General features: G+C 73.5%; 20 protein-coding genes. 4 read left to right on the forward strand and 16 right to left on the reverse strand.

Annotated elements, in window-relative coordinates:
- Both EF918_RS04235 and EF918_RS04240 read right to left on the reverse strand, forming a co-directional pair.
- Positions 1-992 (reverse strand): hypothetical protein (locus EF918_RS04235; RefSeq protein WP_125640860.1); only part of this gene is annotated, 992 nt, incomplete at its 3' end.
- On the reverse strand, positions 989-1504 hold the full coding sequence (locus tag EF918_RS04240) for a sigma-70 family RNA polymerase sigma factor (protein ID WP_125640863.1): 516 nt from the start codon (positions 1502-1504) through the stop codon (positions 989-991). The genes EF918_RS04240 and EF918_RS04235, both read right to left, overlap by 4 nt.
- 322 nt (positions 1505-1826) lie before the next feature.
- Between EF918_RS04240 and EF918_RS04245 the strand changes: the two genes are divergently transcribed.
- Entirely contained in the window at positions 1827-2759 is a 933-nt protein-coding gene (locus tag EF918_RS04245) for a hypothetical protein (protein WP_125640866.1), read from the forward strand.
- A gap of 36 nt (positions 2760-2795) precedes the next feature.
- Here EF918_RS04245 and EF918_RS04250 read toward each other — a convergent pair whose 3' ends face one another.
- The 7 genes from EF918_RS04250 to EF918_RS04280 form a co-directional block, all read right to left on the reverse strand.
- Positions 2796-3812 (reverse strand): TIGR03842 family LLM class F420-dependent oxidoreductase, encoded by a 1017-nt coding sequence (locus EF918_RS04250; RefSeq protein WP_125640869.1) that lies wholly within the window; start codon positions 3810-3812, stop codon positions 2796-2798.
- 12 nt (positions 3813-3824) lie between these two features.
- Positions 3825-5225 (reverse strand): dihydropyrimidinase, encoded by a 1401-nt coding sequence (gene hydA / locus EF918_RS04255; RefSeq protein WP_125640872.1) that lies wholly within the window; start codon positions 5223-5225, stop codon positions 3825-3827.
- A 19-nt stretch (positions 5226-5244) separates the two neighbouring features.
- Positions 5245-6540 carry an aspartate aminotransferase family protein gene (locus tag EF918_RS04260; RefSeq protein ID WP_260609759.1) on the reverse strand — a complete coding sequence of 432 codons (1296 nt, stop codon included), beginning with the start codon at positions 6538-6540 and terminating at the stop codon, positions 5245-5247.
- The gene (locus EF918_RS04265; protein WP_125640875.1) at positions 6537-7379 is read right to left on the reverse strand and encodes a nitrilase-related carbon-nitrogen hydrolase; all 843 of its coding nucleotides are present in this window, start codon (positions 7377-7379) and stop codon (positions 6537-6539) included. Before EF918_RS04265 ends, EF918_RS04260 begins: the two co-directional genes overlap by 4 nt.
- Before the next feature lie 150 nt (positions 7380-7529).
- Positions 7530-8627, reverse strand: coding sequence for a hypothetical protein (locus EF918_RS04270; protein ID WP_125640878.1), 1098 nt, complete (start codon positions 8625-8627; stop codon positions 7530-7532).
- A gap of 59 nt (positions 8628-8686) precedes the next feature.
- The gene (locus tag EF918_RS04275; RefSeq protein WP_125640881.1) at positions 8687-9067 is read right to left on the reverse strand and encodes a PPOX class F420-dependent oxidoreductase; all 381 of its coding nucleotides are present in this window, start codon (positions 9065-9067) and stop codon (positions 8687-8689) included.
- Positions 9064-9318: a hypothetical protein gene (locus tag EF918_RS04280; protein WP_125640884.1), complete on the reverse strand. Its 255-nt coding sequence runs from the start codon at positions 9316-9318 to the stop codon at positions 9064-9066. The genes EF918_RS04275 and EF918_RS04280 overlap by 4 nt, the downstream gene beginning before the upstream one ends.
- A 114-nt stretch (positions 9319-9432) precedes the next feature.
- On the opposite strand from EF918_RS04280, the gene EF918_RS04285 reads away from it, so the two are divergent.
- Positions 9433-10395, forward strand: coding sequence for an aldo/keto reductase family oxidoreductase (locus EF918_RS04285; RefSeq protein ID WP_260609761.1), 963 nt, complete (start codon positions 9433-9435; stop codon positions 10393-10395).
- A 55-nt stretch (positions 10396-10450) separates the two neighbouring features.
- Here the strand turns inward: EF918_RS04285 and ggt are convergent, their stop codons facing one another.
- Positions 10451-12253 (reverse strand): gamma-glutamyltransferase, encoded by a 1803-nt coding sequence (gene ggt, locus EF918_RS04290; RefSeq protein ID WP_125640887.1) that lies wholly within the window; start codon positions 12251-12253, stop codon positions 10451-10453.
- A 102-nt stretch (positions 12254-12355) separates the two neighbouring features.
- Here ggt and EF918_RS04295 point away from each other — a divergent pair, with 102 nt between their 5' ends.
- The gene (locus tag EF918_RS04295; protein WP_125640890.1) at positions 12356-13081 is read left to right on the forward strand and encodes a hypothetical protein; all 726 of its coding nucleotides are present in this window, start codon (positions 12356-12358) and stop codon (positions 13079-13081) included.
- Here EF918_RS04295 and EF918_RS04300 read toward each other — a convergent pair.
- The 6 genes from EF918_RS04300 to EF918_RS04325 all read right to left on the reverse strand — a co-directional run bounded on the left by EF918_RS04300 (position 13041) and on the right by EF918_RS04325 (position 19920).
- Entirely contained in the window at positions 13041-14300 is a 1260-nt protein-coding gene (locus EF918_RS04300; protein WP_260609763.1) for a cytochrome P450, read from the reverse strand. The two genes, EF918_RS04295 and EF918_RS04300, sit on opposite strands and share 41 nt — an antisense overlap.
- Positions 14301-14362: 62 nt before the next feature.
- Entirely contained in the window at positions 14363-14932 is a 570-nt protein-coding gene (locus EF918_RS04305) for a hypothetical protein (protein ID WP_125640896.1), read from the reverse strand.
- Positions 14929-16386, reverse strand: coding sequence for a HAMP domain-containing sensor histidine kinase (locus EF918_RS04310; RefSeq protein ID WP_260609765.1), 1458 nt, complete (start codon positions 16384-16386; stop codon positions 14929-14931). The genes EF918_RS04305 and EF918_RS04310 overlap by 4 nt, the downstream gene beginning before the upstream one ends.
- Before the next feature lie 18 nt (positions 16387-16404).
- On the reverse strand, positions 16405-17085 hold the full coding sequence (locus EF918_RS04315; protein ID WP_125640899.1) for a response regulator transcription factor: 681 nt from the start codon (positions 17083-17085) through the stop codon (positions 16405-16407).
- Positions 17086-17140: 55 nt separating this feature from the next.
- Positions 17141-18814 carry a murein biosynthesis integral membrane protein MurJ gene (murJ, locus tag EF918_RS04320; RefSeq protein WP_125640902.1) on the reverse strand — a complete coding sequence of 558 codons (1674 nt, stop codon included), beginning with the start codon at positions 18812-18814 and terminating at the stop codon, positions 17141-17143.
- The gene (locus EF918_RS04325; protein ID WP_125641016.1) at positions 18811-19920 is read right to left on the reverse strand and encodes a peptidoglycan bridge formation glycyltransferase FemA/FemB family protein; all 1110 of its coding nucleotides are present in this window, start codon (positions 19918-19920) and stop codon (positions 18811-18813) included. The genes murJ and EF918_RS04325 overlap by 4 nt, the downstream gene beginning before the upstream one ends.
- 356 nt (positions 19921-20276) lie before the next feature.
- Here EF918_RS04325 and EF918_RS04330 point away from each other — a divergent pair, with 356 nt between their 5' ends.
- Positions 20277-21446 (forward strand): Ig-like domain-containing protein, encoded by a 1170-nt coding sequence (locus EF918_RS04330; RefSeq protein ID WP_125640905.1) that lies wholly within the window; start codon positions 20277-20279, stop codon positions 21444-21446.
- Positions 21447-21477: the final 31 nt, after the last annotated feature.

Below are 21477 nucleotides of genomic sequence, written 5' to 3' on the forward strand. Positions count from 1 at the left end.
GGCGGGTGCACCGGCGGGATCCGCTTCAGGGTCCGCGCCACCGCCCGCGGCAGCGCGTGCGCCATCAGCAGCAACGGCGTGCCCGGCAGGCACAGTTGGCCGTGCCGGTCGGCGAACAGGCGGCGGACGTAACCACGCCCCGGACCGCGGACGACCACCCGCATCGGCGGGACCTCCCCCGGCGGCCCGGCCAGCTCCGGCGGCAGCGGGTCCGGCAGTTCGGGGGTCACCAGGAACGGGGCGACGCCCAGCCTCGGCGGGGTGTCCTTCGCCGTGCGGTACGCCTCGCGCACCGGTTCGCCCGGGAAGCCCGGCAGCACTCCCTCGGCGACCACGACCTGGCCGCCGGGCAGCCGCACCCCCAACTGCGCGGCCAGCGCGGGCAGCAGCGCCGCGCCCGCCCGCCGGTCCCCGTCCAGCGCCAGGGCCGGCGGCCCCGACGCCGTGTCGAGGAAGGCGCAGCGGCCGGCGGCCGCGTCCTCGCCGCCGATCGCGATCAGGACCGGCCGGTTCAGCCCCGCCTCGGGCACCACCATCGGCAGTTCCGCCCGGAGCGCGGTCCACTGCCCGGGCAGGTCCGGCTCGGCCTCCCACGGCTCCGGCGGCCCCGGCACGGACCGGCCGGCCAGCAGCACGGTGATTCCGACGTCGCCGACCAGTGCCGCGTACGGCACGGCCGGCGCGGCCGCCGACCGGGCCGCGGCCAGGGCGCGTTCGGCGTCGCGCCAGCTCTCCGGGTCCCCGAGCCGCCGTACGAGCATCCGCAGCACCCGCCGGTAGCGCAGCCACGCCCGCACGGGCGAGGCGAACGCGGCGGCCGTGACCGCCGCCTCCCGCCGCACCTTGCGCCCGGCCGCCGCCCAGCCGCCCAGCTTCATCGCGAAGTGCCGGACCAGCAGGAGGACCAGCAGGGCGATGCCGAGCACGACGGCCCACCGCATGATCGCCTCGCGGTGGTCGAGGAACCATCTGACCGGGTCGACGTTGGTCACGCCGCCAGCTCCCGCCGCAGGGCCCGCAGGGCGTAGTGCGTACGGGACTTGACGGTGCCCGGCGGCACCCCGATCTCCTGCGCGGCCTGGTCGCCGGTGCGGTCGCACAGGTGGACCCGGACGATGACCTCCCGGTGCTCGTCCGAGAGCCGGCCCAGCGCCGTGCGGACCAGCTGGCCGGTGACCACCTGGTCGGCGAGGTCGCCGTCCGTCGGGCGGTTGAGGAGCTGCAACGGCAGGGCTCCCACCGGCACCGAGCGGTCCCGGCGGTACATGTCGACGGACAGGTTGCGGGCCACGGCGTACAGCCAGGCCAGCAGGCGTTCGTCGTCGCCGGCCGCGGTGGCCGGAGGGCGCCGCCAGGCCCTCAGGAGGGTCTCCTGGACGATGTCCTCCGCGCGGTGGCGGTCCCCGTGGGTCAGGCGGTTCGCGTACTTCATCAATTGCGCCCGGTGGCGCTCGGCCGCGGGGACGAAAGGGGCGGAACCGGCAGTGCCATGTGCAGCGATCATGAGTGCTCCACAATGCAGTGGAAGGCGGCGCAACAGGACATGGAAATCCCGTTCCCGCGAGGTCAGTTCCTCGGTGACACGCAGTCAACATAGAACAGAAATCCTGGCTTCGGGCTCAGGAGAACCTCAGAATTTCGTACCGTCCGAAATGATGCGTGCCAGGTCAGGGGCGCCGAGCGCCATTTGACCGATCTTGCCCCCGGTTCCCGGAGCGGGGCAGCGGTTACCCTGGCCGGACCGGTCCGCCGATGTACCCTCCCCACCCCGCAGGGGGAAGAGCCGCACCCGCCGTGACCCTCCCGACTGGAGCCTGAAGGATCCGATGAACCCGCAGCCCAGGAAGTCACCCGAACCCGCCCGGCCCGCGCCCGACTTCGCCGCCGCGTTCCACCGCCGGCCGACCCGTGGGCCCCGCGGCCTGGCACCCGGCCGCAGGGTGTGGACCACCTTGGGCGTGGCCGCCGCCGCCTCCGTCCCGGTGGCCCTGTCCTTGACGCTGGCCGGCAGCGGCGCCCTGGACTTCGGCGCCACGCACGAGACGGCCGCCGTACGCGAGATGCCCGACCGGGTGTCCGAGCCCACCGAGGTGCCGGCTCCGCCCTCGGTGACCGCTCCGGCCCCGACGCCGTCCCAGCAGCCCGTGGTGCAGCCCACGCCGCAGACCGCACCGAAGGCCGAGCAGCCGCCCACGGAGCCGGCCGCGCCGGCCGCCCCGAGCCGGGGGGCACCGCCCGTGAACCAGGTGGCCCCGCAGGCCGCCCCCGAGCCGCCGGCCGTCGCCCCGGACACCGCGGCCGGCGCGGTGTCCCGGCTCGCCGCCCGGCAGCCCGGGCGGCACATCTGCTACCGGGCGTTCGTGGAGGGCAGCGGCTGGCAGAAGCCGGTGTGCGACGGCGCCACGGCCGGCACCACCGGGCAGGCCAAGCGGCTCAAGGCCCTGAACATCGCCACGTCGGGCACCAAGGGCACGGCCGCGAACGCCTACGTGCACAAGGAGCACTGGAAGACCCCGTGGAACAGCGCCGCCGACGGCATCGACCTGTACATCGGCAGCACCGACAAGGACTACCCGTACATGCTGGGCTTCGTCATCAACGTCGGTGACGGCGCGGTCTGCCAGAACGCCCACATCCGCACCCACGGCTGGGGCGGCCTGGCCTGCGACAAGCCCCTCGGCCAGGCCGCCGGCAACTACATCTTCGGCGGCACCCTCAGCGACAGCCTCTGGCTGGAGGCCGTGCGGTTCACCGTGTGAGGCGCAGACCGCCCGGCGGGCGAGGGGCGGCGGCGCTCAGCCGTTCAGTACGGGGATGATCTGCGTGCCGTACGCGTCGATGGTGGACTCCTTCGCGTCGTGCATGTCGTAGACGGCGAACTGGTCGACGCCGAGGTCGCGCAGGGCGCGCAGCTTGGCGATGTGCGCCTCGGCGGGGCCCAGCAGGCAGAAGCGGTCGACGATCTCGTCCGGGACGAAGTCGGTGGACGGATTCCCGGCCCGGCCGTGATGGCTGTAGTCGTAGCCCTCGCGGGCCTTGATGTACTCGGTGAGGGCGTCCGGGACCATGTCCGAGTGCTCGCCGTACCGGCTCACCAGGTCGGCGACGTGGTTGCCGACCATGCCGCCGAACCAGCGGCACTGCTCGCGGGCGTGGGCGAGGGCCGCGGGCGAGTCGTCGGCGGTCACGTACGCGGGGGCGGCCACGCAGATGGTGAGGGCGTCCGGGTCGCGCCCGGCCCGGGCGGCGGACTCCCGGACCGCCCGCACCATCCACTCGGTGAGGTAGGGGTCGGCGAGCTGGAGGATGAACCCGTCCGCCTTCTCCCCGGCCAGGGCGAGGGCCTTCGGCCCGTACGCGGCCATCCAGACCGGGAGCCTGCCCTCCTTGATCCACGGGATGCGGATCGGGTTGCCGTCGACGACCGCCTCGCGGCCCTCGGCGAGGTCCCGGATGACCTCCATGGCCTCGCCCAGCCGGGCCAGGGTGTTGGGCCGCCGGCCGGCCACCCGCATCGCGGAGTCGCCGCGGCCGATCCCGCAGACGGTGCGGTTGCCGTACATGTCGTTGAGGGTGGCGAAGGTGGAGGCGGTGACCTCCCAGGTGCGGGTGCCGGGGTTGGTCACCATGGGGCCGACGTGCAGCTTCTGCGTGTGGGCGAGGATCTGGCTGTAGATGACGAAGGGTTCCTGCCACAGCACGGCGGAGTCGAAGGTCCACCCGTAGCGGAAGCCGTTGCGTTCCGCGCGCTTCATCAGGCTGACGACCTGGGAGGCGGGCGGGTCGGTCTGGAGCACGAGGCCGAAGTCCATGGCGTTCCTCACTTACAGGTACTGGCACGTGGAGCGGTGGACGAAGGAGCCGTGCCCGGCCCGGCCGGTGTACTGCCGGGCCTCGACGACGGGTTCGCCGCGCGAGAGGACGGTGTCGACGCGGCCGGTGATCCGCCGGCCCTCGTACGCCGAGTAGTCGACGTTCATGTGGTGCGTGGCGGCGGAGAGGACCTGCTCGGCGTGCGGGTCGTAGAGGACGATGTCGGCGTCGGAGCCCGGCGCGATGGTGCCCTTGCGGGGGTAGAGGCCGAACATCCGGGCCGGGGTCGCGCAGGCGATCTCGATCCAGCGGCGGCGGCTGATGTGCCCGTCCACGACGGCCTGGTGCAGGAGGTCCATCCGGTTCTCCACGCCCGGCAGCCCGTTGGGGATCTTGGAGAAGTCGCCGCGGCCCAGTTCCTTCTGGCCCTTGAAGCAGAACGGGCAGTGGTCGGTGGAGACCACCTGGAGGTCGTCGGTCCGCAGCCCCCGCCACAGGGCCGCCTGGTGCTCGCGGGGCCGGAGCGGGGTGGAGCAGACGTACTTGGCCCCCTGGAAGTCCGGTTCGGCCAGGTTGTCGGTGGACAGGAACAGGTACTGCGGGCAGGTCTCGCCGAAGACCGGCAGGCCCTTGTCCCGGGCGGCCGCCAGTTCGGCCACGGCCTCCTCGGCCGAGACGTGGACGACGTACAGCGGGGCGCCGGCGACACGGGCGAGCTGGATGGCCCGGTGGGTGGCCTCGGCCTCCAGCAGGACGTGGCGGACCTCGCCGTGGTGGCGGGGGTCGGTCTCGCCGCGGGCCAGGGCCTGTTTGACGAGGACGTCGATGGCGATGCCGTTCTCGGCATGCATCATGATCAGGCCACCGTTGTGGGAAGCCCTTTGCATCGCGCGCAGGATCCGGCCGTCGTCGGAGTAGAAGACGCCCGGATAGGCCATGAACAATTTGAACGAACTCACGCCTTCTTCGACGAGTGCGTCCATTTCTTTCAGGGTCTGCTCCGTCACGTCCGAAACGATCATGTGGAATGCGTAATCGACCGCGCAATTCCCATCGGCCTTCGCGTACCAGGCGTCCAGGCCTTCCCGCAGGGACCGGCCCGCGCTCTGCACGGCGAAGTCCACGATGGTGGTGGTGCCGCCCCAGGCGGCGGCCCGGGTGCCGGTCTCGAAGGTGTCGGAGGCGAAGGTGCCGCCGAACGGCAGCTCCATGTGGGTGTGGGCGTCGACGCCGCCCGGGATCACGTACTTCCCGGTGGCGTCGAACGTACGGTCGGCCGTCCAGGCCTCGGCCGCGGCCGAGCCGTGCGCCGCCAGGGCGGCGACGCGGCCGTCCTCGATCAGGACGTCCGCGTGCAGCTCGTCGGAGGCGGTGACGACGAGACCGCCGCGGATCAGGGTGCGGAAGGTCATGGTGCGGCTCCCCCGGGGATCAGGTGATGGTGCGCAGGGCCTGGGCCAGGATCCGGGCCCCCTCCTCCGCCTCGGTGACGGTGAGGGACAGCGGCGGGGCGATGCGCAGGACGGCGGTGTCGTGGCCGCCGCCCTTGCCGATGAGCAGGCCGCCCTCGCGGGCCGCCTCCAGGACGGCGGCGGCCGCTTCCGGGTCGGCCCGGTCGGTGCCGGGCCGGGTCAGTTCGATGCCGGCCATCAGGCCACGGCCGCGGACCTCGCGGACGGCGGGGACGCCGGCGCAGACCGCGCGCAACCGTTCCAGCAGCAGGCCGCCGACGCGGCGGGCGTTGCCCTGGAGGTCGTGGTCGAGCAGGTGGGCGAGGTTGGCGCCGGCCGCGGCCATGGTGACCGGGGAGCCGCCGAAGGTGGAGATGGAGTTGGTGTCGATGCAGTTCATGATCTCGGCGCGGGCGACGACGCCGCCCACCGACATGCCGTTGCCGATGCCCTTGGCGAAGGTGAGCAGGTCCGGCGGCCCGTTCTGGGCGTGGGCCTGCCAGCCCCAGAAGTGGTCGCCGGTGCGGCCCCAGCCGGTCTGCACCTCGTCGCTGATCCACAGGATGCCGTGCCGGTCGAGGACCTCGCGGAAGGCGGCGTAGAGGCCGTCGGGCGGGGAGGTGAAGCCGCCGACGCCCTGGACCGGCTCGGCGATCAGCGCGGCGACCCCGCCGCGGGCCTGGCCGAGGACGTCCTCGAGGTCGGCGACGGCGGCCGCGGTGAACGCGGCGTCGTCCAGGTGCGCGAAGGGGCCGCGGCCGCGGACGGCGCCGTGGACGTAGTACGTCTGGAGCGGGGAGAGGCTGGTGGCGGACCAGTTGCGGTTGCCGGTGATGCCGACGGTGGTGAACGACCGGCCGTGGTAGCTGTTGCGCATCGCCAGGATCTGGTTGGACCGGCGGTAGGCGGTGGCCAGCAGCAGGGCGGTGTCGTTGGCCTCGGTGCCGGAGGTGGTGAAGAACACCCGGGCGTCGGGGATGCCGGACAGGGCGGCGATCCGCTCGGCCAGTTCGACCATCGGCCGGTTGAGGTAGAGCGTGGAGGAGTGGATGAGGCGCCCGGCCTGGTCGGCGACCGCCTTGGTGACCTCGGGCAGGGCGTGGGCGGTCATGGTGGTGAGGATGCCGCCGAAGAAGTCGAGGTAGCGGTTGCCCTCGGCGTCCCAGACGTGGCGGCCCTCGCCGTGCGTGATCTCCAGGGGGCGGTCGTAGTACAGGGCCAGCCAGTCGGGCAGGACCTGACGGTGGCGGCTGAGCAGCGGGGTGGGGTCGGTCACGGCTGGACGAGTCCTCCGTAGGCGTCGGGGCGGCGGTCGCGGTAGAAGGCCCACTGGGTGCGGACCTCGTCGATCAGGTCGAGGTCGAGGTCGCGGACCAGGAGTTCCTCCTCCTTGTCGCTGGCCACCTCGCCGACGAACTTGCCGCGCGGGTCGACGAAGTAGCTGGTGCCGTAGAAGTCGTTGTCGCCGTACTCCTCCTGGCCCACGCGGTTGATCGCGGCGACGAAGTACTCGTTGGCGACGGCGGCGGCGGGCTGTTCGAGCTGCCACAGGTGGGCGGACAGGCCGCGGTGGGTGGCGGAGGGGTTGTAGACGAGCTGGGCACCGGCCAGGCCCAACTGGCGCCAGCCCTCCGGGAAGTGGCGGTCGTAGCAGATGTAGACGCCGACCTTGCCGACGGCGGTGTCGAAGACCGGCCAGCCGATGTTGCCCGGGCGGAAGTAGTACTTCTCCCAGAAGCCCTTGACCTGGGGGATGTGGTGCTTGCGGTACTTGCCCAGGTAGCTGCCGTCGGCGTCGATCACGGCGGCGGTGTTGTAGTAGAAGCCCTGGCTCTCGATCTCGAAGACCGGTACGACGATCACCATGCCGGTCTCACGGGCGAGGTCCTGCATCCGGCGCACGGTCGGGCCGTCGGGAACGGGCTCGGCCCAGCGGTAGTGCTCGGGTTCCTGGACCTGGCAGAAGTAGGGGGCGTTGAACACCTCCTGGAACCCGATGATCTGCGCGCCCTGGGCAGCGGCTCTGCGGGCGTGCTCCTCATGTTTGGCGATCATCGATTCGGTGTCGCCGGTCCAGGTGGCCTGGACCAGCGCGGCGCGGACGATGTGGGCCATGAGCTGCTCCTTGCGACGGACGCCGGGCCTCTACGCACGTAGACGGAATGCGTAGGTACGTGACCGTAAGCCCCGTCACACCGTGGGGCAAGACCACCGCGCACGGTTGGCCCAATCGATCAAGTTCCCGCCCCTGGCGGTCGGTTGCGGTCAGGCCTTGACCATGCGGAGCGCGTGCCGGAGCTCCCGGTGCCGTACGTCGGACACGGCGTGGGCGGCGGCGAGCAGGCGTGGCGTGAACCAGTCGGGCGCGCGGCGGGCGAGTCGGGCCGCCTCGACCGGGGTGCGGTCGCGGACGAACGCGGCCAGCAGGGCCTCGGCCTCGGCCTCCCGCCCTACGGTGGCCAGGCCCAGGGCGGCGTCGGCGATCTCGTCGCCGGTCCGGGCGGCGGCCTGGCGCAGCAGCAGCCGCTGGTCACGGGCCCGGCCCGCCGCGGCGAGCGCGGCGGCCGCCGCGGTCACCCGCTCCAGCGGCAGGGAACCGGCCTCCCACAGCAGGGTCGCCCAGTCCGCGGCCAATCCGCCGCGCTCCAGTTCCCGCGCGAGGGCGGGCAGCCGCGGGGCGGGCCAACCGGCGGCCTCGCAGAGCACGGCATGCGCCTCCCCGCTGCGCCCCTGCGCGCGCAGCGCGCCCAGCTCGGCCACCAGCTCGGCCGTGCCCCGGGGGCCTTCGGGCGGGGCGGCGGTCCCGGCGGCGGCCGGCCCCCCGGCGGGGGCGGCCGGCTCCCCGGGCGTGGCCGGGGTGCGGGCGAGGGTGGTCAGCCGGGTGGCCAGGTCGGTGCAGCGGGAGGTGGCGCGGGCCAGGTCGTCGCGGGTCCAGGAGAGCTCGTGGGTCAGGAGCGCGGGGTCCGTCCCCGTGTCGTACGAGGCCCCCGGCCACGGCGGGGCCGACGCGGCGAGGCGGGCGGTCAGGGCGCGTACGGCGGTCTCGGCCGCGGCCCGTTCCGCCGAGGCCGCCGCGAGCTGGGCGTGCAGTTCCTCGGCGCCGCCCGGCCGGCGGTCGTACCCGGCGACCGCCGCCCGCCGCAGCGGCGCGGCCCACCGGGTGCGCTCCGCGGCCGCGTCCGCCCCCCGGACCACCGCCAGGTCCTGGAGCAGCGATTCGAGCACGTCCCACGGCACCACGGCCGTGCCGTCCAGGCAGGCGCGCATCCCGTCCGGGTCCCGGCTCAGGAAGGCGCCGTACCACCCGGCGCCGGGGTCGAGCTGCGCCGTCAATCCGCGTAGATACGCGGCCAGTTCGCTCATCGCCGTCTCCATGGACGGCTATTGCACCGCACGTGTGTTACGCGCGGACTACGGGAGCCTCAAACCTTGACGGCGATCGCGGTGTGCGGCCGCTTGCCGCGCCGGGCGAGGGTGGCCGGGATGTCCACGGCCCAGAACAGCCACCGGTACTTCCGCGACATCAGCTGCCGCACCCGGCGCAGCCCGCTGTCGTCCAGCAGCCGCGCCCGCCCCTCCAGGACCGGCGTTCCCGGGAGCAGCCGGCCGCGGATGTCGCACGCCGCGACGGTGACCCGTGCGTCGTTGCGGATCCGCTTGACCTTCCAGGTGTCGGTGCGGGTCCAGATGAACAGCTCGCCCGCCTCGGCCACCACCCACACCGGGGTGGCGACCGGGGTGCCGTCCTTGCGGTACGTGGTGAGGCTGACGTATCTGCCGCGGCCCAGTTCCTCCAGAGTCATGGCCGCAACCCTAGCCCCCGCGCCCGGGGCCCACCCAGGCCGCATCCGGGTCTTCCAGCGCGGCTCGACCGGTCCGCGGCACGGTCGCGGAGCCGGGCCGGTCCGCCGCCGTCCGGGTGGCGCAGCACGGCCTTGCCGCGGGTGTGGGTGCGGCCCTCGGGGGTCACGCAGGCGGAGAGCAGCAGGCCGCCGGCGAGCAGCGAGCCGAGGAGGCCGAAGCCGAGGCGTTGGACGGTGTTCGGTGCTGACACACCCTCACCCTCCCCCGCCCGCCGCGGAACCCATCGCCGATTGGGCCGTTCGGCCGCGAAGCCGTCGGGACGCGGCGGTCGGCCCCACCGCCCCACCGCCCCTAGGCTGGCCCCGTGACGGACGACAAGGGCCAGGAGCAGGGCGCCGGGCGGGTGCTCTACGGGTGCATGGGGCTGGGCGGCGGCTGGGGCGGGGAGCCGTACGGTCCCGCCGACCTCGACGCGGCGCAGGCCGCGGTCGAGGCCGCGCTGGACAGCGGGATCACCGCCTTCGATCACGCCGACATCTACCGCCACGGCACGTCCGAGGCGGTCTTCGGCGAGGTGCTGGCCCGCACCCCGGGGCTGCGCGAGCGGATCACGCTCCAGACCAAGTGCGGGATCCGCCTGGCCGACGGCACCCTCCCCGGGAGGTACGACCTGCGGGCCGGGAGCATCAGGCAGCGGGTGGAGGAGAGCCTGACCCGGCTGCGCACCGACGTCATCGACGTCCTGCTCCTGCACCGCCCCGACCCGCTGGCCGACCCCGACGAGATCGCGGCCGCCCTGACCGACCTGCACCGGCAGGGCCTCGTACGGCACTTCGGCGTGTCCAACATGGCCGCGCCGCAGATCGCCGCGCTCCAGGCCCGGCTGGAGGTGCCCCTGGTGGCGAACCAGCTGGAGATGAGCCTGCACCGGCGCGACTGGGTCGAGGCGGGGGTCCTGCTCAACACCGCGCAGGCCACGGCCAACGGGTTCCCGTTCGGCACCCTGGAGCACTGCCGCGAGCACGGCATACGCCTCCAGGCGTGGGGCGCGCTGGCCCAGGGCCGGTTCACCGGGCGGCAGCGGACGCAGGCCGAGCACGCCACCGCCGCCCTCGTGGCGAGTCTGGCCGGGCAGAAGGGCACCACGCCCGAGACGGTGCTGCTGTGGTGGCTGATGCGTCACCCGGCGGGCATCGCCCCGGTCGTCGGCACCACCCGCCCGGAGCGCATCCGCGCCTGCCGGGACGCGGCCGTACGGGAGCCGGAGCTGACCCACGAGGAGTGGTACGAGCTCTGGGTCAGCGCCCGCGGCGTCCCGCTGCCCTGAGGGCGCCGCCCGGGGGCCGCGGCGGGCCGGCCGCACCCCCGGGAACGCCCACCCACTACGGCCTGCCGTACGGGTGCACCACCATGGCCGAGCCCCCGCCCCGGCGGGTCTTCTCGGCGGCGGCCAGCCAGCGCCCGTCCGGGAGCCGCTGGACGCCGGTGGCGGCGCCGATCTCGGGGTTCTGCCGGAAGCCCTGGCCCAGGGCCTCCAGTTGGCCGCGCAGCGGGCTGTTCCACAGCCCCGGCTCCAGCTCGGTGGTGGTCTGGTTGCGCTGGCTGGCCCGCGGCGCGGCGATCGCCTCGACCAGGGGCAGGCCGCGGTCGAGGTGGCCGGTCAGCGTCTGGAGCACCGTGGTGATGATGGTGGCGCCGCCCGGCGAGCCGACCGCGAGCACGGGCCGGCCGTGCTCCAGGACGATCGTCGGCGACATCGACGAGCGGGGCCGCTTGCCCGGTCCGGGCAGGTTCGGGTCCGGCACGCCGGGGGCGGCCGGGGCGAAGGAGAAGTCGGTCAGCTCGTTGTTGAGCAGGAAGCCCCGGCCGGGGACGGTGATGGCGCTGCCGCCGGTGGATTCGATGGTGAGGGTGTAGGAGACCACGTTGCCCCAGCGGTCGGCGACCGTGAGGTGGGTGGTGTTCTCGCCCTCGTAGGTGGTGGGGGCGGCCTGCCCGCCGGTGGCGCAGGGCGCCGGGTGGCGCGGGTCGCCGGGGGCGACCGGGCTGGTCAGCGCCTTGTCCGGGGAGATCAGGCAGGCGCGGCTGTCGGCGAACGCCTGGGAGAGCAGCTGCCGGGTGGGCACGTCCTGGGCGGCCGGGTCACCGACCCAGCGGCCCCGGTCGGCGAAGGAGATCCGGGACGCCTCGATGAACCGGTGCAGGTACTGCGCCTCGGAGAGCTGCGACAGGTCGGTGCCCTCCAGGATGTTGAGGGCCTCGCCGACGGTGGTGCCGCCCGAGGAGGACGGGGCCATGCTGTAGACGTCCAGGCCGCGGTAGCCGACCCGGGTGGGCTCCTGCCGCTTGGTGGAGTACGCCCGCAGGTCGGCGGCGGTCAGGTCGCCCGGCCGGACGAGGCGGGTGGCGGCCGGGTCCACCGGGGGCGTGCGGACCGCGCGGACGATGTCGTCGGCGATGGGTCCCCGGTAGAGGGCGGCGGTGCCCTTGCGGGCCAGCTCGGTGTAGGTGTCGGCGAGGTCGGGATTCTTGAACGTGGAGCCCACGACGGGGAGCTGACCGCCCGGCAGGAACAGCTTGGCGGTGTCCGGGAAGTCCTTGAACCGGTCCTGGTTGGCCTGGGTCTGCGCACGGAAGGTGGCGTCGACGGTGAAGCCGTCCCGGGCCAGCTTCACGGCGGGCCGCAGCAGCCGGTCCAGGGGCTGCGAGCCCCAGGCGTCCAGGGCGGTGCGCCAGGTGGCCGGCGTACCGGGGACACCGACGGAACGGCCGCTGGTCATGCCTTCGGCGAACGGGATGGGGACGCCGTTCTCCTGGAAGAGGGTCTCGGTGGCGGAGGCGGGCGCGGTCTCGCGGCCGTCCACGGTGTGCACCCGACGGGTGGCCGCGTCGTAGTAGACGAAGTAGCCGCCCCCGCCGATGCCGGCGGAGTAGGGCTCGGTGACGCCCAGTGCGGCGGCGGTGGCGATCGCGGCGTCCACGGCGTTCCCGCCGGAGCGCAGCACCGCGATGCCGGCCGCGGAGGCGTCGGCGTCGACGCTGGCGACGGCCCCGCCGTAGCCGGCGGCGACGGGCTCCTTGGCTGGGGTCCGGGCGGCGTCCGAGGGCGGGGCGGCGGCGCCGGTGGACACGAGCGCCCCGACGAGCGCGACGAGGGCTAACTGACGTGCGGCGGGACGACGCATCCGTACCTCCGGGCGAGGACCTTCTCGGGAGCTGGAAGCGGCACTGTAACTTCACCGCACCGCCCACGTCAGCGGCGCGTCGACGCCGATACGATCCGCCGCATGAACGACGACGTGCGCAACATCGTGCTCGGGGTGATAGCCACCGCCGTGAGCGGCGGCTTCGGCTGGTTCGGCCGGACGTATCTGTGGCGCCGCAAACTCCGCCGCAAGCAGGCGTTCTTCGGGTTGCCGACCGGCTCGGACTGTCTGTTCGTGGTGGGCCGGCACATGGGTGAGTCCGAGCGGTCGGTGCACCGCAACGACGCGTTCGCGCTGCTGGAGATCTCCGCGCTGATCAAGGACTGTGGTGCGTCCGTGCAGATCGTCACCCACGAGGACGCCCGGCAGGGCTTCGGCGAGCGCGGCGAGTTCTGTGTCGGCGGCCCGGCCTCCAACGCCCGTACCGCCGCCCATCTGAGTTCGATGCTGCCGGGGGTGCGCGTCGACACCGGGAGCGAGCCGGGCCCGGAGCGGGGGGCGATCACGGTGGGCGGGGAGACGTACCGCTGGGACAAGGGCACCGTGGAGCACGTGCTGCTGGCCCGGCTGACGACCCGGGAGGGCGCCCGGCCGGTGTTCCTGCTGGCCGGGCAGACCGCGGTGAGCAACCAGGCCGCCGCCCGGTACCTGGCCCGGCACCACGAGCGGCTGGCCGCCACGTACAAGGACCGGCCGTTCGCCCTGGTGCTCAAGGTGGTCAACTCCCGGGCCTACGGGCCGGACGTGACCGAGCTGGTGGCCGATGTCACGGCCGCGGCGCGGACACCCGCAGCGGCAGCCGTGTGACGCCGTTGATGAAGTTGGACACCAGCCTGCGGGGTGGTCCGGCCAGCTCCGGGGCGGGCATGGCGGCCCGCCACTCCTGGTGCAGGATCCGCAGCTGGAGCCGGGCGAAATGGGCGCCGAGGCAGACGTGCGGGCCGTCGCCGAACGAGACGTGCGGGTTGGGGCTGCGGGCCAGGTCCAGGCGTCCGGGGTCGGGGAAGACCCGTTCGTCGTGGTTGGCGGCGGCGTGGAAGACGACCACCTTGTCCCCGGCGCGGATCGGCCGGCCGGCCAGTTCGGTGTCGGTGGCGGCGGTCCGGCGGAAGCTGAGCACGGGCGGGTGGACGCGCAGGAGCTCCTCCACGGCGCCGTCCACGGTGTGCCGGCCGGCGGCGAACTCCCGGTAGACGTCCGGGTGCTCGGCCAGGGCGAGCAGGCCGCCGGGAGCGGCGCTGCGGACGGTGTCGTTGCCGGCGACGGTGAGCAGGAAGAAGAACATCTCCAGCTCGCCGTCGGCGAGCCCGGCGTGGGCCAGGGCGGTCATCAGGTCCTCGCCGGGGGTGCGGAGCTTGGCCGCGGCCAGCTCGCGGGCGTAGCCGAACATCTCGCCGAGCAGGGCCGGGGAGCGGGGGTTCAGCGGCCTGCCGTCGGGGCCGCGGGCCGGTGCGGGGGCGTCCTCGGGGTCCTGGTAGCCGATGATCCGGACGGTCCAGTCCAGCAGCAGGCCCCGGTCGGCCGCCGGGACGCCCAGCAGGTCGGTGAGGTTCAGCAGGGCGTACTCGTCGGTGACCGTGCGCACGAGGTCGGCGACGCCGTCCTCGGCGCCGTCGCGGGCACCGGCCAGCAGCGTCCGGGCCCGCTCGCGGACCCGGCCGGCGAAGGCGTCGACCCGGGCGGGGGTGAAGGCCCGGGCGGCCAGCCGGCGCAGCCGGCCGTGGGCCGGAGGGTCCTGGTTGAGCATGGTGCGGCGGATGAACGGCAGGTCGGCCGGGTCGGGGTCGCGGATCTGGGTGGCGCCCACGTACGAGGAGTACGTGCGGTGGTCGCGCAGCACCCGGACCACGTCGGCGTGCCGCGTCACCGCCCAGAAACCGGGACCGGCGGGCCAGCCGAGCAGCTCCGGCTCGTCCTGCCAGGCGACCGGGTGCCGGTCGCGCAGCACCCGGTACCGCTCGTGCGGCAGTCCCTCGGCGTACAGCCGGGGGTCGAACACGTCGGGCACGTCCACGGTGCGGTCCATGCGGCCACAGTGACGGCCGGGGTCCGCCCCCCGCAAGGCCGCGCGGGGCCGCCCCGCCGGGGTCATCCCCTGGGGCAGTGGGCGGCGGGGAGGGCGCCGTCCGGGCCGAGGAGGGTGACCTCCACGTCGAAGGCGGAGCGGCCGGTGGTGTGGGCCGCGGTGCACACGAGCTGCAGCCGGGCGCCGGTGCTCAGCGGGCGCACCGCGAACGGCACCCGGACCGTCACCTCGGCGTTCCCGTCGTACTCCACGCTCCAGGACGGACCGCCCACCTGGGGCCCGGCGCTCCAGGCCGGACCGCCCTCCTGGGGCCCGGTGAGCGCGGGCAGCTCGGTGTGCAGCCCGGCGGCGCGTGCGGCCTCGCCGGGCCCGCGCAGCAGCCGCCCGAGGACGTCCACCGGCGGGGACGGCGGGTAGCCGGACTCCGGCACGGGCACCAGTCCTCCGGTGGGCGAGAGGAAGTACACCTGGGTGGCGTAGGGGGACATGACCACGGGGACCTGCGCCGGCTGGCCGCTCTCGACCACTCCGGTGGGTTTGATGCCGCAGCCCGCGGTGAGCAGCACCCCGCCCAGGGCGAGCACGGCGGCCGCACCGGCCCCGGTGCGCCACGTACGCACGGCAGTCCTCATGCCCCGGCCTCCAGCGGCATCTCCACCGTGAACACGGCGCCGCCGGCCGGCGCGGCGGCCGCGCGGACGGTCCCGCCGTGCAGGTGGACGTTCTCCCTGGTGATCGCGAGCCCGAGTCCGGAGCCGGCGGACCGGGTGCGGGCCGCGTCGGCCTTGTAGAAGCGGTCGAAGATGTGCGGCAGCACCTCGGGGGCGATGCCGGGGCCGCTGTCGGCGACCTGGAGGGTCAGCCAGTCGCCGCCGACCCGGGTCTCGGTGCGTACGGACACCCGGACCGGGGCGCCGCCGTGCTTGAGGGCGTTGCCGACGAGGTTGGCGAGCACCACGTCGAAGCGGCGCGAGTCCAGCCGGGCCCGGACTCCGTCGGGCAGGTCGGTGACCACCCGGTCGTCGTCCCAGCGCCGGCGTTCGAGGGTCTTGCGGACGGCCTCGGCGAGATCGACGTCGTCCAGGTTGAGTTCGGCGGCGCGTGCGTCGAAGCGGGAGATCTCCATCAGGTCCTCGACGAGGACGGCGAGTTTGCCGGTCTCGCTGCTGATGAGCCGCAGGGCGCGGGCGGTGTCCGGGTCGAGCTGCCCGGCGTCCTCGTCCAGCACCTCGGTGACGGCCAGCATGCCGGCCAGCGGGGTGCGCAGCTCGTGCGAGACGTCGGAGGCGAACCGCCGGGCCCGGGCCTCGGCCTGCCGGAGCTCCTCGACGGAGTGCTCCAGCGCCCCGGCGGTCTCGTTGAAGGTGCGGGCGAGCCCGGCGAGTTCGTCCGCGCCGCGGACCTCGATCCGGGCGTCCAGCTCGCCCCGGCCCATCCGCTGGGCGGCCTTGCGCAGGTCCCGTACGGGGCGCAGCACGCTGCGCGCGGCCAGCAGGGCGGGCACCACGGCGATGGCCAGCCCCGGCAGGGCTCCGTTGCGGGCGGCATCGACCAGCAGTTTGACCGTCTGCTGCTCGGTGACCAGGGGCATGACGGCGTAGAAGACGACGCCGGTGGGCTGCCCCACGCCGTTCTGCACGAAGGTGGCGGGCATCCCGACGACCACGTACGGCGCGCCGCTCTGGCCGATGACCCGCTGGAAGGCCCCGTGCGGTACGCCGCCCAGGCGGCTGCGCATGTCGTCGGTGATGAGCGGGGAAGCGGCCGGCCCGTCGGTGTTGGATCCGGCGCGCAGGCTGCCGTACTCGCCGTAGATCTGCCAGGCGTGCGGTTTGCCGCGCTTGCCGAGCTCCATCACCACGCGTTCGAGCTGCTGCTGGTCCATGGGCAGTTGGAGGTGCTGCTCCCCCACCTGGTCCCGCAGGCTCGCGACGGCGGTGTCCTGGCTCTGGGTGAGGATGGCGGTGCGCGCCTGCCGGTAGGTCAGGGCCGCCGTGCCGACCGCGCTGATCGCCGCGACCAGCAGGAACGCGGCGATCAGTCGGGTGCGCAGGCCCCACGGGGATATCGCCCTGATGCGTCTCACGGGGTCACCGGGCCCGGCTCACAGCGGGCCGAAGCGGTAGCCGAAGCCCCGCACGGTCTGTATGTAGCGGGGGTTGCCGGCCGGGTCGCCGATCTTGCTGCGCAGCCGGCGGACGCAGGCGTCCACCAGGCGGGCGTCGGCGTGGTAGCTGTGCTCCCAGACGTACTCCAGGAGCTGCTGGCGGCTGAAGACCTGTTCCGGGGAGGCGGACAGGTGCAGCAGCAGCTTGATCTCGCTGGGGGCCAGGGCCACCCGCTCGCCGTTGCGGGCGACGGTCAGGCCCGCCCGGTCGACGGCGAGTTCGCCGTGGAACTCGATCTCGGGCCGGCCCACCGGGGTGGCGAGGCGGCGCAGGACGGCCTTGATGCGGGCCTCGATGACCTCGGTGCGGGCGGGTTTGACGATGTAGTCGTCGGCGCCGGCCTCCAGGCCCACGACGATGTCGAAGTCGTCGCCGCGTGCGGTGAGCATGATGATCGGGACCTGGCTGGTCTCGCGGATGCGCCGGCAGACCTGCACGCCGTTGATGCCGGGCAGCATCAGGTCCAGCAGGACGAGGTCGGGCCGGACGGCCGCGAGCAGCTCCAGGCCCTCCTCGCCGGTCTCGGCGGCGCGCACGTCATGGCCACGGCGGCGCAGGCCCAGACAGACCCCTTCCCGTACGGAGGGGTCGTCCTCGATCAGCAGTACGCGTGGCATCGGGTCAGTATTCCAGGTGGTTCCAGGGCTTTCCTCCCCCTATCGGCCGATGCGTCTATCGGCCGGCGCGGCGGCGCAGGGAGTCCAGCAGGTCGGTGATCTCGGTCAGCCGCAGGGGCCGGGCGAGGAGGACGACGATCAACAGCAGGGCGGCGGTTCCCGCGCCCACCGCGGCGAAGTCCCCGGCGGGCGCGGCGGCCCGGGCGGCCAGGTGACCGGCCGCCCCGGCGGGCAGACAGGCGAGCAGCAGGCGCAGGTGGGTGCGCAGGGCGGTGGCCCGGCGCTCGGCGCGGGTGGCGGCCGCGCGCGGGCCCAGCCGCCGGGCCAGGGTGTACGCGGTGAGGGCGGCGCCCGCGGTGAAGGCGACGGAGGAGGCCGCGGCCATGCCGGTGACGGCCCAGCGCGGGGGCAGCACCAGGTACGCGGTGGCGGACAGGCCCGCGTTGAGGCCGGCGACGACGAGGTTCAGGAAGAACGGGGTCCGGGTGTCGGAGAGGGCGTAGAAGGCGCGGGAGAGGACGTACTGGGCGGAGAAGGCGACCAGGCCCGGCGCGAAGGCCGCGAGCATCCCGGCCATGACGGTGACGTCGGCCGCGCCCGTGCGCCCGTACCCGTAGACGCTGCCGGTCACCCAGGGGGCGAGGGCGGCGAAGACGCAGGCGGCGGGCAGCACCAGGGCGGCGCTGGTGCGCAGGGCGGAGGAGACGTCGCGGCGGACGGCGGCGAGGTCGCCGTCGGTGGCGGCGGCGCTCATCCGCGGCATCAGGGCGGTGACCAGCGAGACGGTGACGATCCCTTGGGGGACGATCCACAGCTGGTAGGCGTTGCTGTAGGCGGTGTAGCCCGCGCCGCCGGCCACGCCGGCCGCGGCGGCGTGCTCCCCGGTGGTGGTGGACAGCCGGGTCACCACCCAGTAGGCGATCTGGTTGGTCAGGACGAGCAGCACCAGCCAGCCCGCGTTGCGCAGCGGCCGGGCCAGGCCGCTGCCGTGCCAGTCGAAGCGGGGCCGCCAGCGGAATCCGGCGGCGCGCAGCGAGGGGACCAGGGCGAGGGCCTGGACGACGATGCCGGTGGTGGTGCCGATGCCGAGCAGGGCCGTGCCGGAGGCGGTCAGACCGTCGGGCGAGCCGTGGGCGACGTGGAGGAAGAGTCCGAAGACGGCGATGACGACGAGGTTGTTCAGGACCGGGGTCCACATCATCGCGCCGAACCGGCCGCGCGCGTTGAGCACTTGGCCGAGCAGGGTGAACAGCCCGTAGAAGAGGATCTGTGGCAGGCAGTAGCGGGCCAGCGCCACCGTGGTGCTCGCGCGGGCACCGTCGTAGGGGGTGTACGCCTCGACGATCAGCGGGGCGGCGAGGACCGCGGTGGCCGTGAGCACGAGCAGGGCGGCGGTGCAGGCGGTCAGCAGCCGGTCGGTGTACGCCCGGCCGCCGTCGGCGTGCTCCTTGGCGGCGCGGACCAGTTCGGGGACGAAGACGGCGTTGAGGGCGCCGCCGATGAGAAGCATGTACAGGATGTTGGGGACGGTGTTGGCCACCGCGTAGGTGTCGCCGAGCAGTCCGGTGCCGAGGGCGGCGACGACCACCGCGGAGCGCAGGAAGCCGGTGGCGCGGGAGACGATCGAGCCGGCGGCCATGAGGGCGCCGCTGCGCAGCACGGAGGGCTTCCGCGGTGCCGTCCCGGAGGGCTGCTCCGAGGTGTCCGGGGCGGTGGCGGTGGCGCTCACCGGCGGGCCAGGTACGCCTGGAAGGCCTTGTAGAGGGTCTGGTTGGCGTATCCGTGCATCGGTGTCTCCCACTCGCCGAGCGTTTCCACGACGTCTCCACCGGTACCGAGCTTCCAGCGCAGCAGTCCGAAGGAGCGTTCGGCGGGGTCGAGTGTGGAGGGTACCCCGCGCATGTCGTACTCGTCGGCGCCGAGGGCGTGGGCGTCCTTGAGCATGCGCCACTGCAGGGCGTTGCTGGGGCGCACCTCGCGGCGGTGGTCGGCGGAGGCGCCGGTCTGGTACCAGACCCGGGCGCCGGCCACGATCATGGTGTGGGCGGCGAGGATCTCGCCCTCGTGGCGTGCCAGGTAGAGCCGCATCCGGCCGGGCTGTTCGGCGTTCAGCACCTCGTACTGCTGCTGGTAGTACGCCAGGGACCGGCCGAGCCGGAAGCCGTCGCGCTCCTCGGTCAGGCACAGCAGCCGGTAGAACTCGGGCAGGTCGGCGGCGGTGCCGATGGCGGTCTCCACGCCGGCCTTGGCGGCCTTGCGGACGTTGCGGCGCCATTCCTGGTTCAGGCCCGACCACAGGTCGTCCAGGGTGCGGCCGGTCAGCGGGACGCGGAAGACGTGCCGGGGCTGGGCGTCGCCGTCGGACTCGCCGCCGCAACGGGTCCAGCCGCGGCTGCGCAGCCGGTCGGCGAGGGCGGCGCCCAGGGGGTCGACCTCGGTGGCGAGAACGTCGGAGAGCTGTCGGCCGGGGCCGGTGGCGGCCTTGAGGGTGGCCGCGTCCCAGCGGCGGTAGACCGGGGAGGGGCCGATGCGGACGGCGAAGGCGCCGGCCGCGCGCAGGTGCCGCAGCAGGGGGTCCAGCCAGCGGTCGAGATCGGGGTCGGACCAGTCGGCGACGGGGCCTTCCGGGAGATAGGCGAAGTATTTGCGGGTGCCCGGAAATTGGCGGTAGAGAACGAGAGCGCCGCCGACGAGTTCACCGCCGGGCACGTGCCATCCGACCCTTTCCGAGCGCCAGAGGTCCTTCACTCCGGCCCAGGACGGGTATTGCAGGAAACTCGCCCCGCGGTGCCGGCCGAGGAAGTCCAGCCAGTCCTCCGCGGTCAGCGTGCGCACGGTGAGCCGCCCCGGCCGGCTGGGGTCCGGGGCCTGGTCCTGGGGGGCGGGGTTCACGAGCAGCGCACACACGGCATGGAGACCTTCCGATGGTTCCGAACGGGAATGACCAGGAGTTTCACAGCGGACGATGACCAAGCCGAGCGGCGTTTGTGACCGGACGATGACCGTTTCGCTGCGGTACTCGTCACAAGCCCCGTTGCCATGTTTTCGGGCGCGGAACGCAACCTAAGGTCGAGGCGTTCGCATCCTCCTTTGCGAACGGTCATTACTCGGGAGGGTTTTCGTTGAGCCGCACACGCCGTACCGCACGTCCGCGTCGCCGGTCCCTTCAGGCGGGCCGCCGCCATGCCGCCGTGGCGGGCGCGGCGTTGCTGGCCGCCGCCCTGACCGCCTGCTCGGGCGGTTCGGGGAGCCCGGGCGGTGGTGACGCCAAGGGCGGTGAGGCGAAGAAGAAGGACATGGCCATCTCGGTGAACCTCGCGGGCGACCAGGTCAAGGCCGGCGAGCCCGTGAAGGTGACCCTCGCCGACGGCAAGCTCGCACAGGTCAAGGTGACCGACGCCAAGGGCGGTGAGCTGCCGGGCAAGATATCCGACGACGGTCGCACCTGGACCTCCGAGCGCAATGCGGCGCCGGGTTCCGAGTACAAGGTCGAGGCGCAGAACACCGACAGCCAGAGCGCCTCGACGCAGTTCAGGACGACGGCCGCGGACAAGGTGAACAAGGTCACGATCGTCCCGGGCAAGGCCAGCGGTGGCACGGTGGGCATCGCCCAGCCGATCTCCCTGGTCTTCGACAACCCGGTGAAGAACAAGGCCGAGGTGGAGAAGCAGCTCAAGGTGACCACCTCGAACAACACCGAGGGCTCCTGGGGCTGGTTCAAGGACTACACCGGCAACGACCGGGTGGACTGGCGGCCCAAGGAGTACTGGAAGCCGGGCACCGAGGTGAAGGTGCAGATGAACCTGAACGGCGTGGACTCGGGCAGCGGCCTGTTCGCCCGCGACTACAACACCGAGTTCAAGATAGGCAAGGACCGCCGGCTGGAGGTCGACCTCGACACCAAGAAGATGTCGGTGGTCGAGGACGGCAGGACGGTCCGGACGATCCCGGTGTCGGCGGGTACGCCCGGCGGCAAGAAGGCCTCCTGGTCCGGGAAGATGGTGCTGATGACCAAGGAGGGCACCATCCGGATGGACTCCCAGACGGTGGGCCTGGGCGACTCCTACGACAAGATGGTCGACTACTCGATGCGGGTGACCTGGTCCGGCATGTACATCCATGCCGCCCCCTGGAACACCGGCAACTTCGGCCGCGTCAACTCCAGCTCGGGCTGCGTCGGGATGAGCGACGCCGACGCCAAGGAGCTGTTCGCCGAGGCCCAGATCGGGGACCTGGTCGAGGTGACCGGCGAGGGCTCCAAGGGCCAGGCGGAGATCGGCAACGGCTACGGCGAGTGGAACCTGACCTGGGACCAGTGGAAGGCCAAGAGCGCCCTGAACGGCGCCCCGCAGACCGGCTGAGCCCGCCCAGGATCGTTACCACCGCGTAACT

The organism is Streptomyces sp. WAC06614, from assembly GCF_003949795.1.
Lineage (GTDB): Bacteria > Actinomycetota > Actinomycetes > Streptomycetales > Streptomycetaceae > Streptomyces.

Coding starts and splice junctions, on each gene's coding strand:
- EF918_RS04240 (WP_125640863.1), bottom strand. CDS start 1,504: ATGATCGCTGCACATGGCACTGCCGGTTCCGCCCCTTTCGTCCCCGCG.
- EF918_RS04245 (WP_125640866.1), top strand. CDS start 1,827: ATGAACCCGCAGCCCAGGAAGTCACCCGAACCCGCCCGGCCCGCGCCC.
- EF918_RS04250 (WP_125640869.1), bottom strand. CDS start 3,812: ATGGACTTCGGCCTCGTGCTCCAGACCGACCCGCCCGCCTCCCAGGTC.
- hydA (WP_125640872.1), bottom strand. CDS start 5,225: ATGACCTTCCGCACCCTGATCCGCGGCGGTCTCGTCGTCACCGCCTCC.
- EF918_RS04265 (WP_125640875.1), bottom strand. CDS start 7,379: ATGGCCCACATCGTCCGCGCCGCGCTGGTCCAGGCCACCTGGACCGGC.
- EF918_RS04270 (WP_125640878.1), bottom strand. CDS start 8,627: ATGAGCGAACTGGCCGCGTATCTACGCGGATTGACGGCGCAGCTCGAC.
- EF918_RS04275 (WP_125640881.1), bottom strand. CDS start 9,067: ATGACTCTGGAGGAACTGGGCCGCGGCAGATACGTCAGCCTCACCACG.
- ggt (WP_125640887.1), bottom strand. CDS start 12,253: ATGCGTCGTCCCGCCGCACGTCAGTTAGCCCTCGTCGCGCTCGTCGGG.
- EF918_RS04295 (WP_125640890.1), top strand. CDS start 12,356: ATGAACGACGACGTGCGCAACATCGTGCTCGGGGTGATAGCCACCGCC.
- EF918_RS04300 (WP_260609763.1), bottom strand. CDS start 14,300: ATGGACCGCACCGTGGACGTGCCCGACGTGTTCGACCCCCGGCTGTAC.
- EF918_RS04305 (WP_125640896.1), bottom strand. CDS start 14,932: ATGAGGACTGCCGTGCGTACGTGGCGCACCGGGGCCGGTGCGGCCGCC.
- EF918_RS04315 (WP_125640899.1), bottom strand. CDS start 17,085: ATGCCACGCGTACTGCTGATCGAGGACGACCCCTCCGTACGGGAAGGG.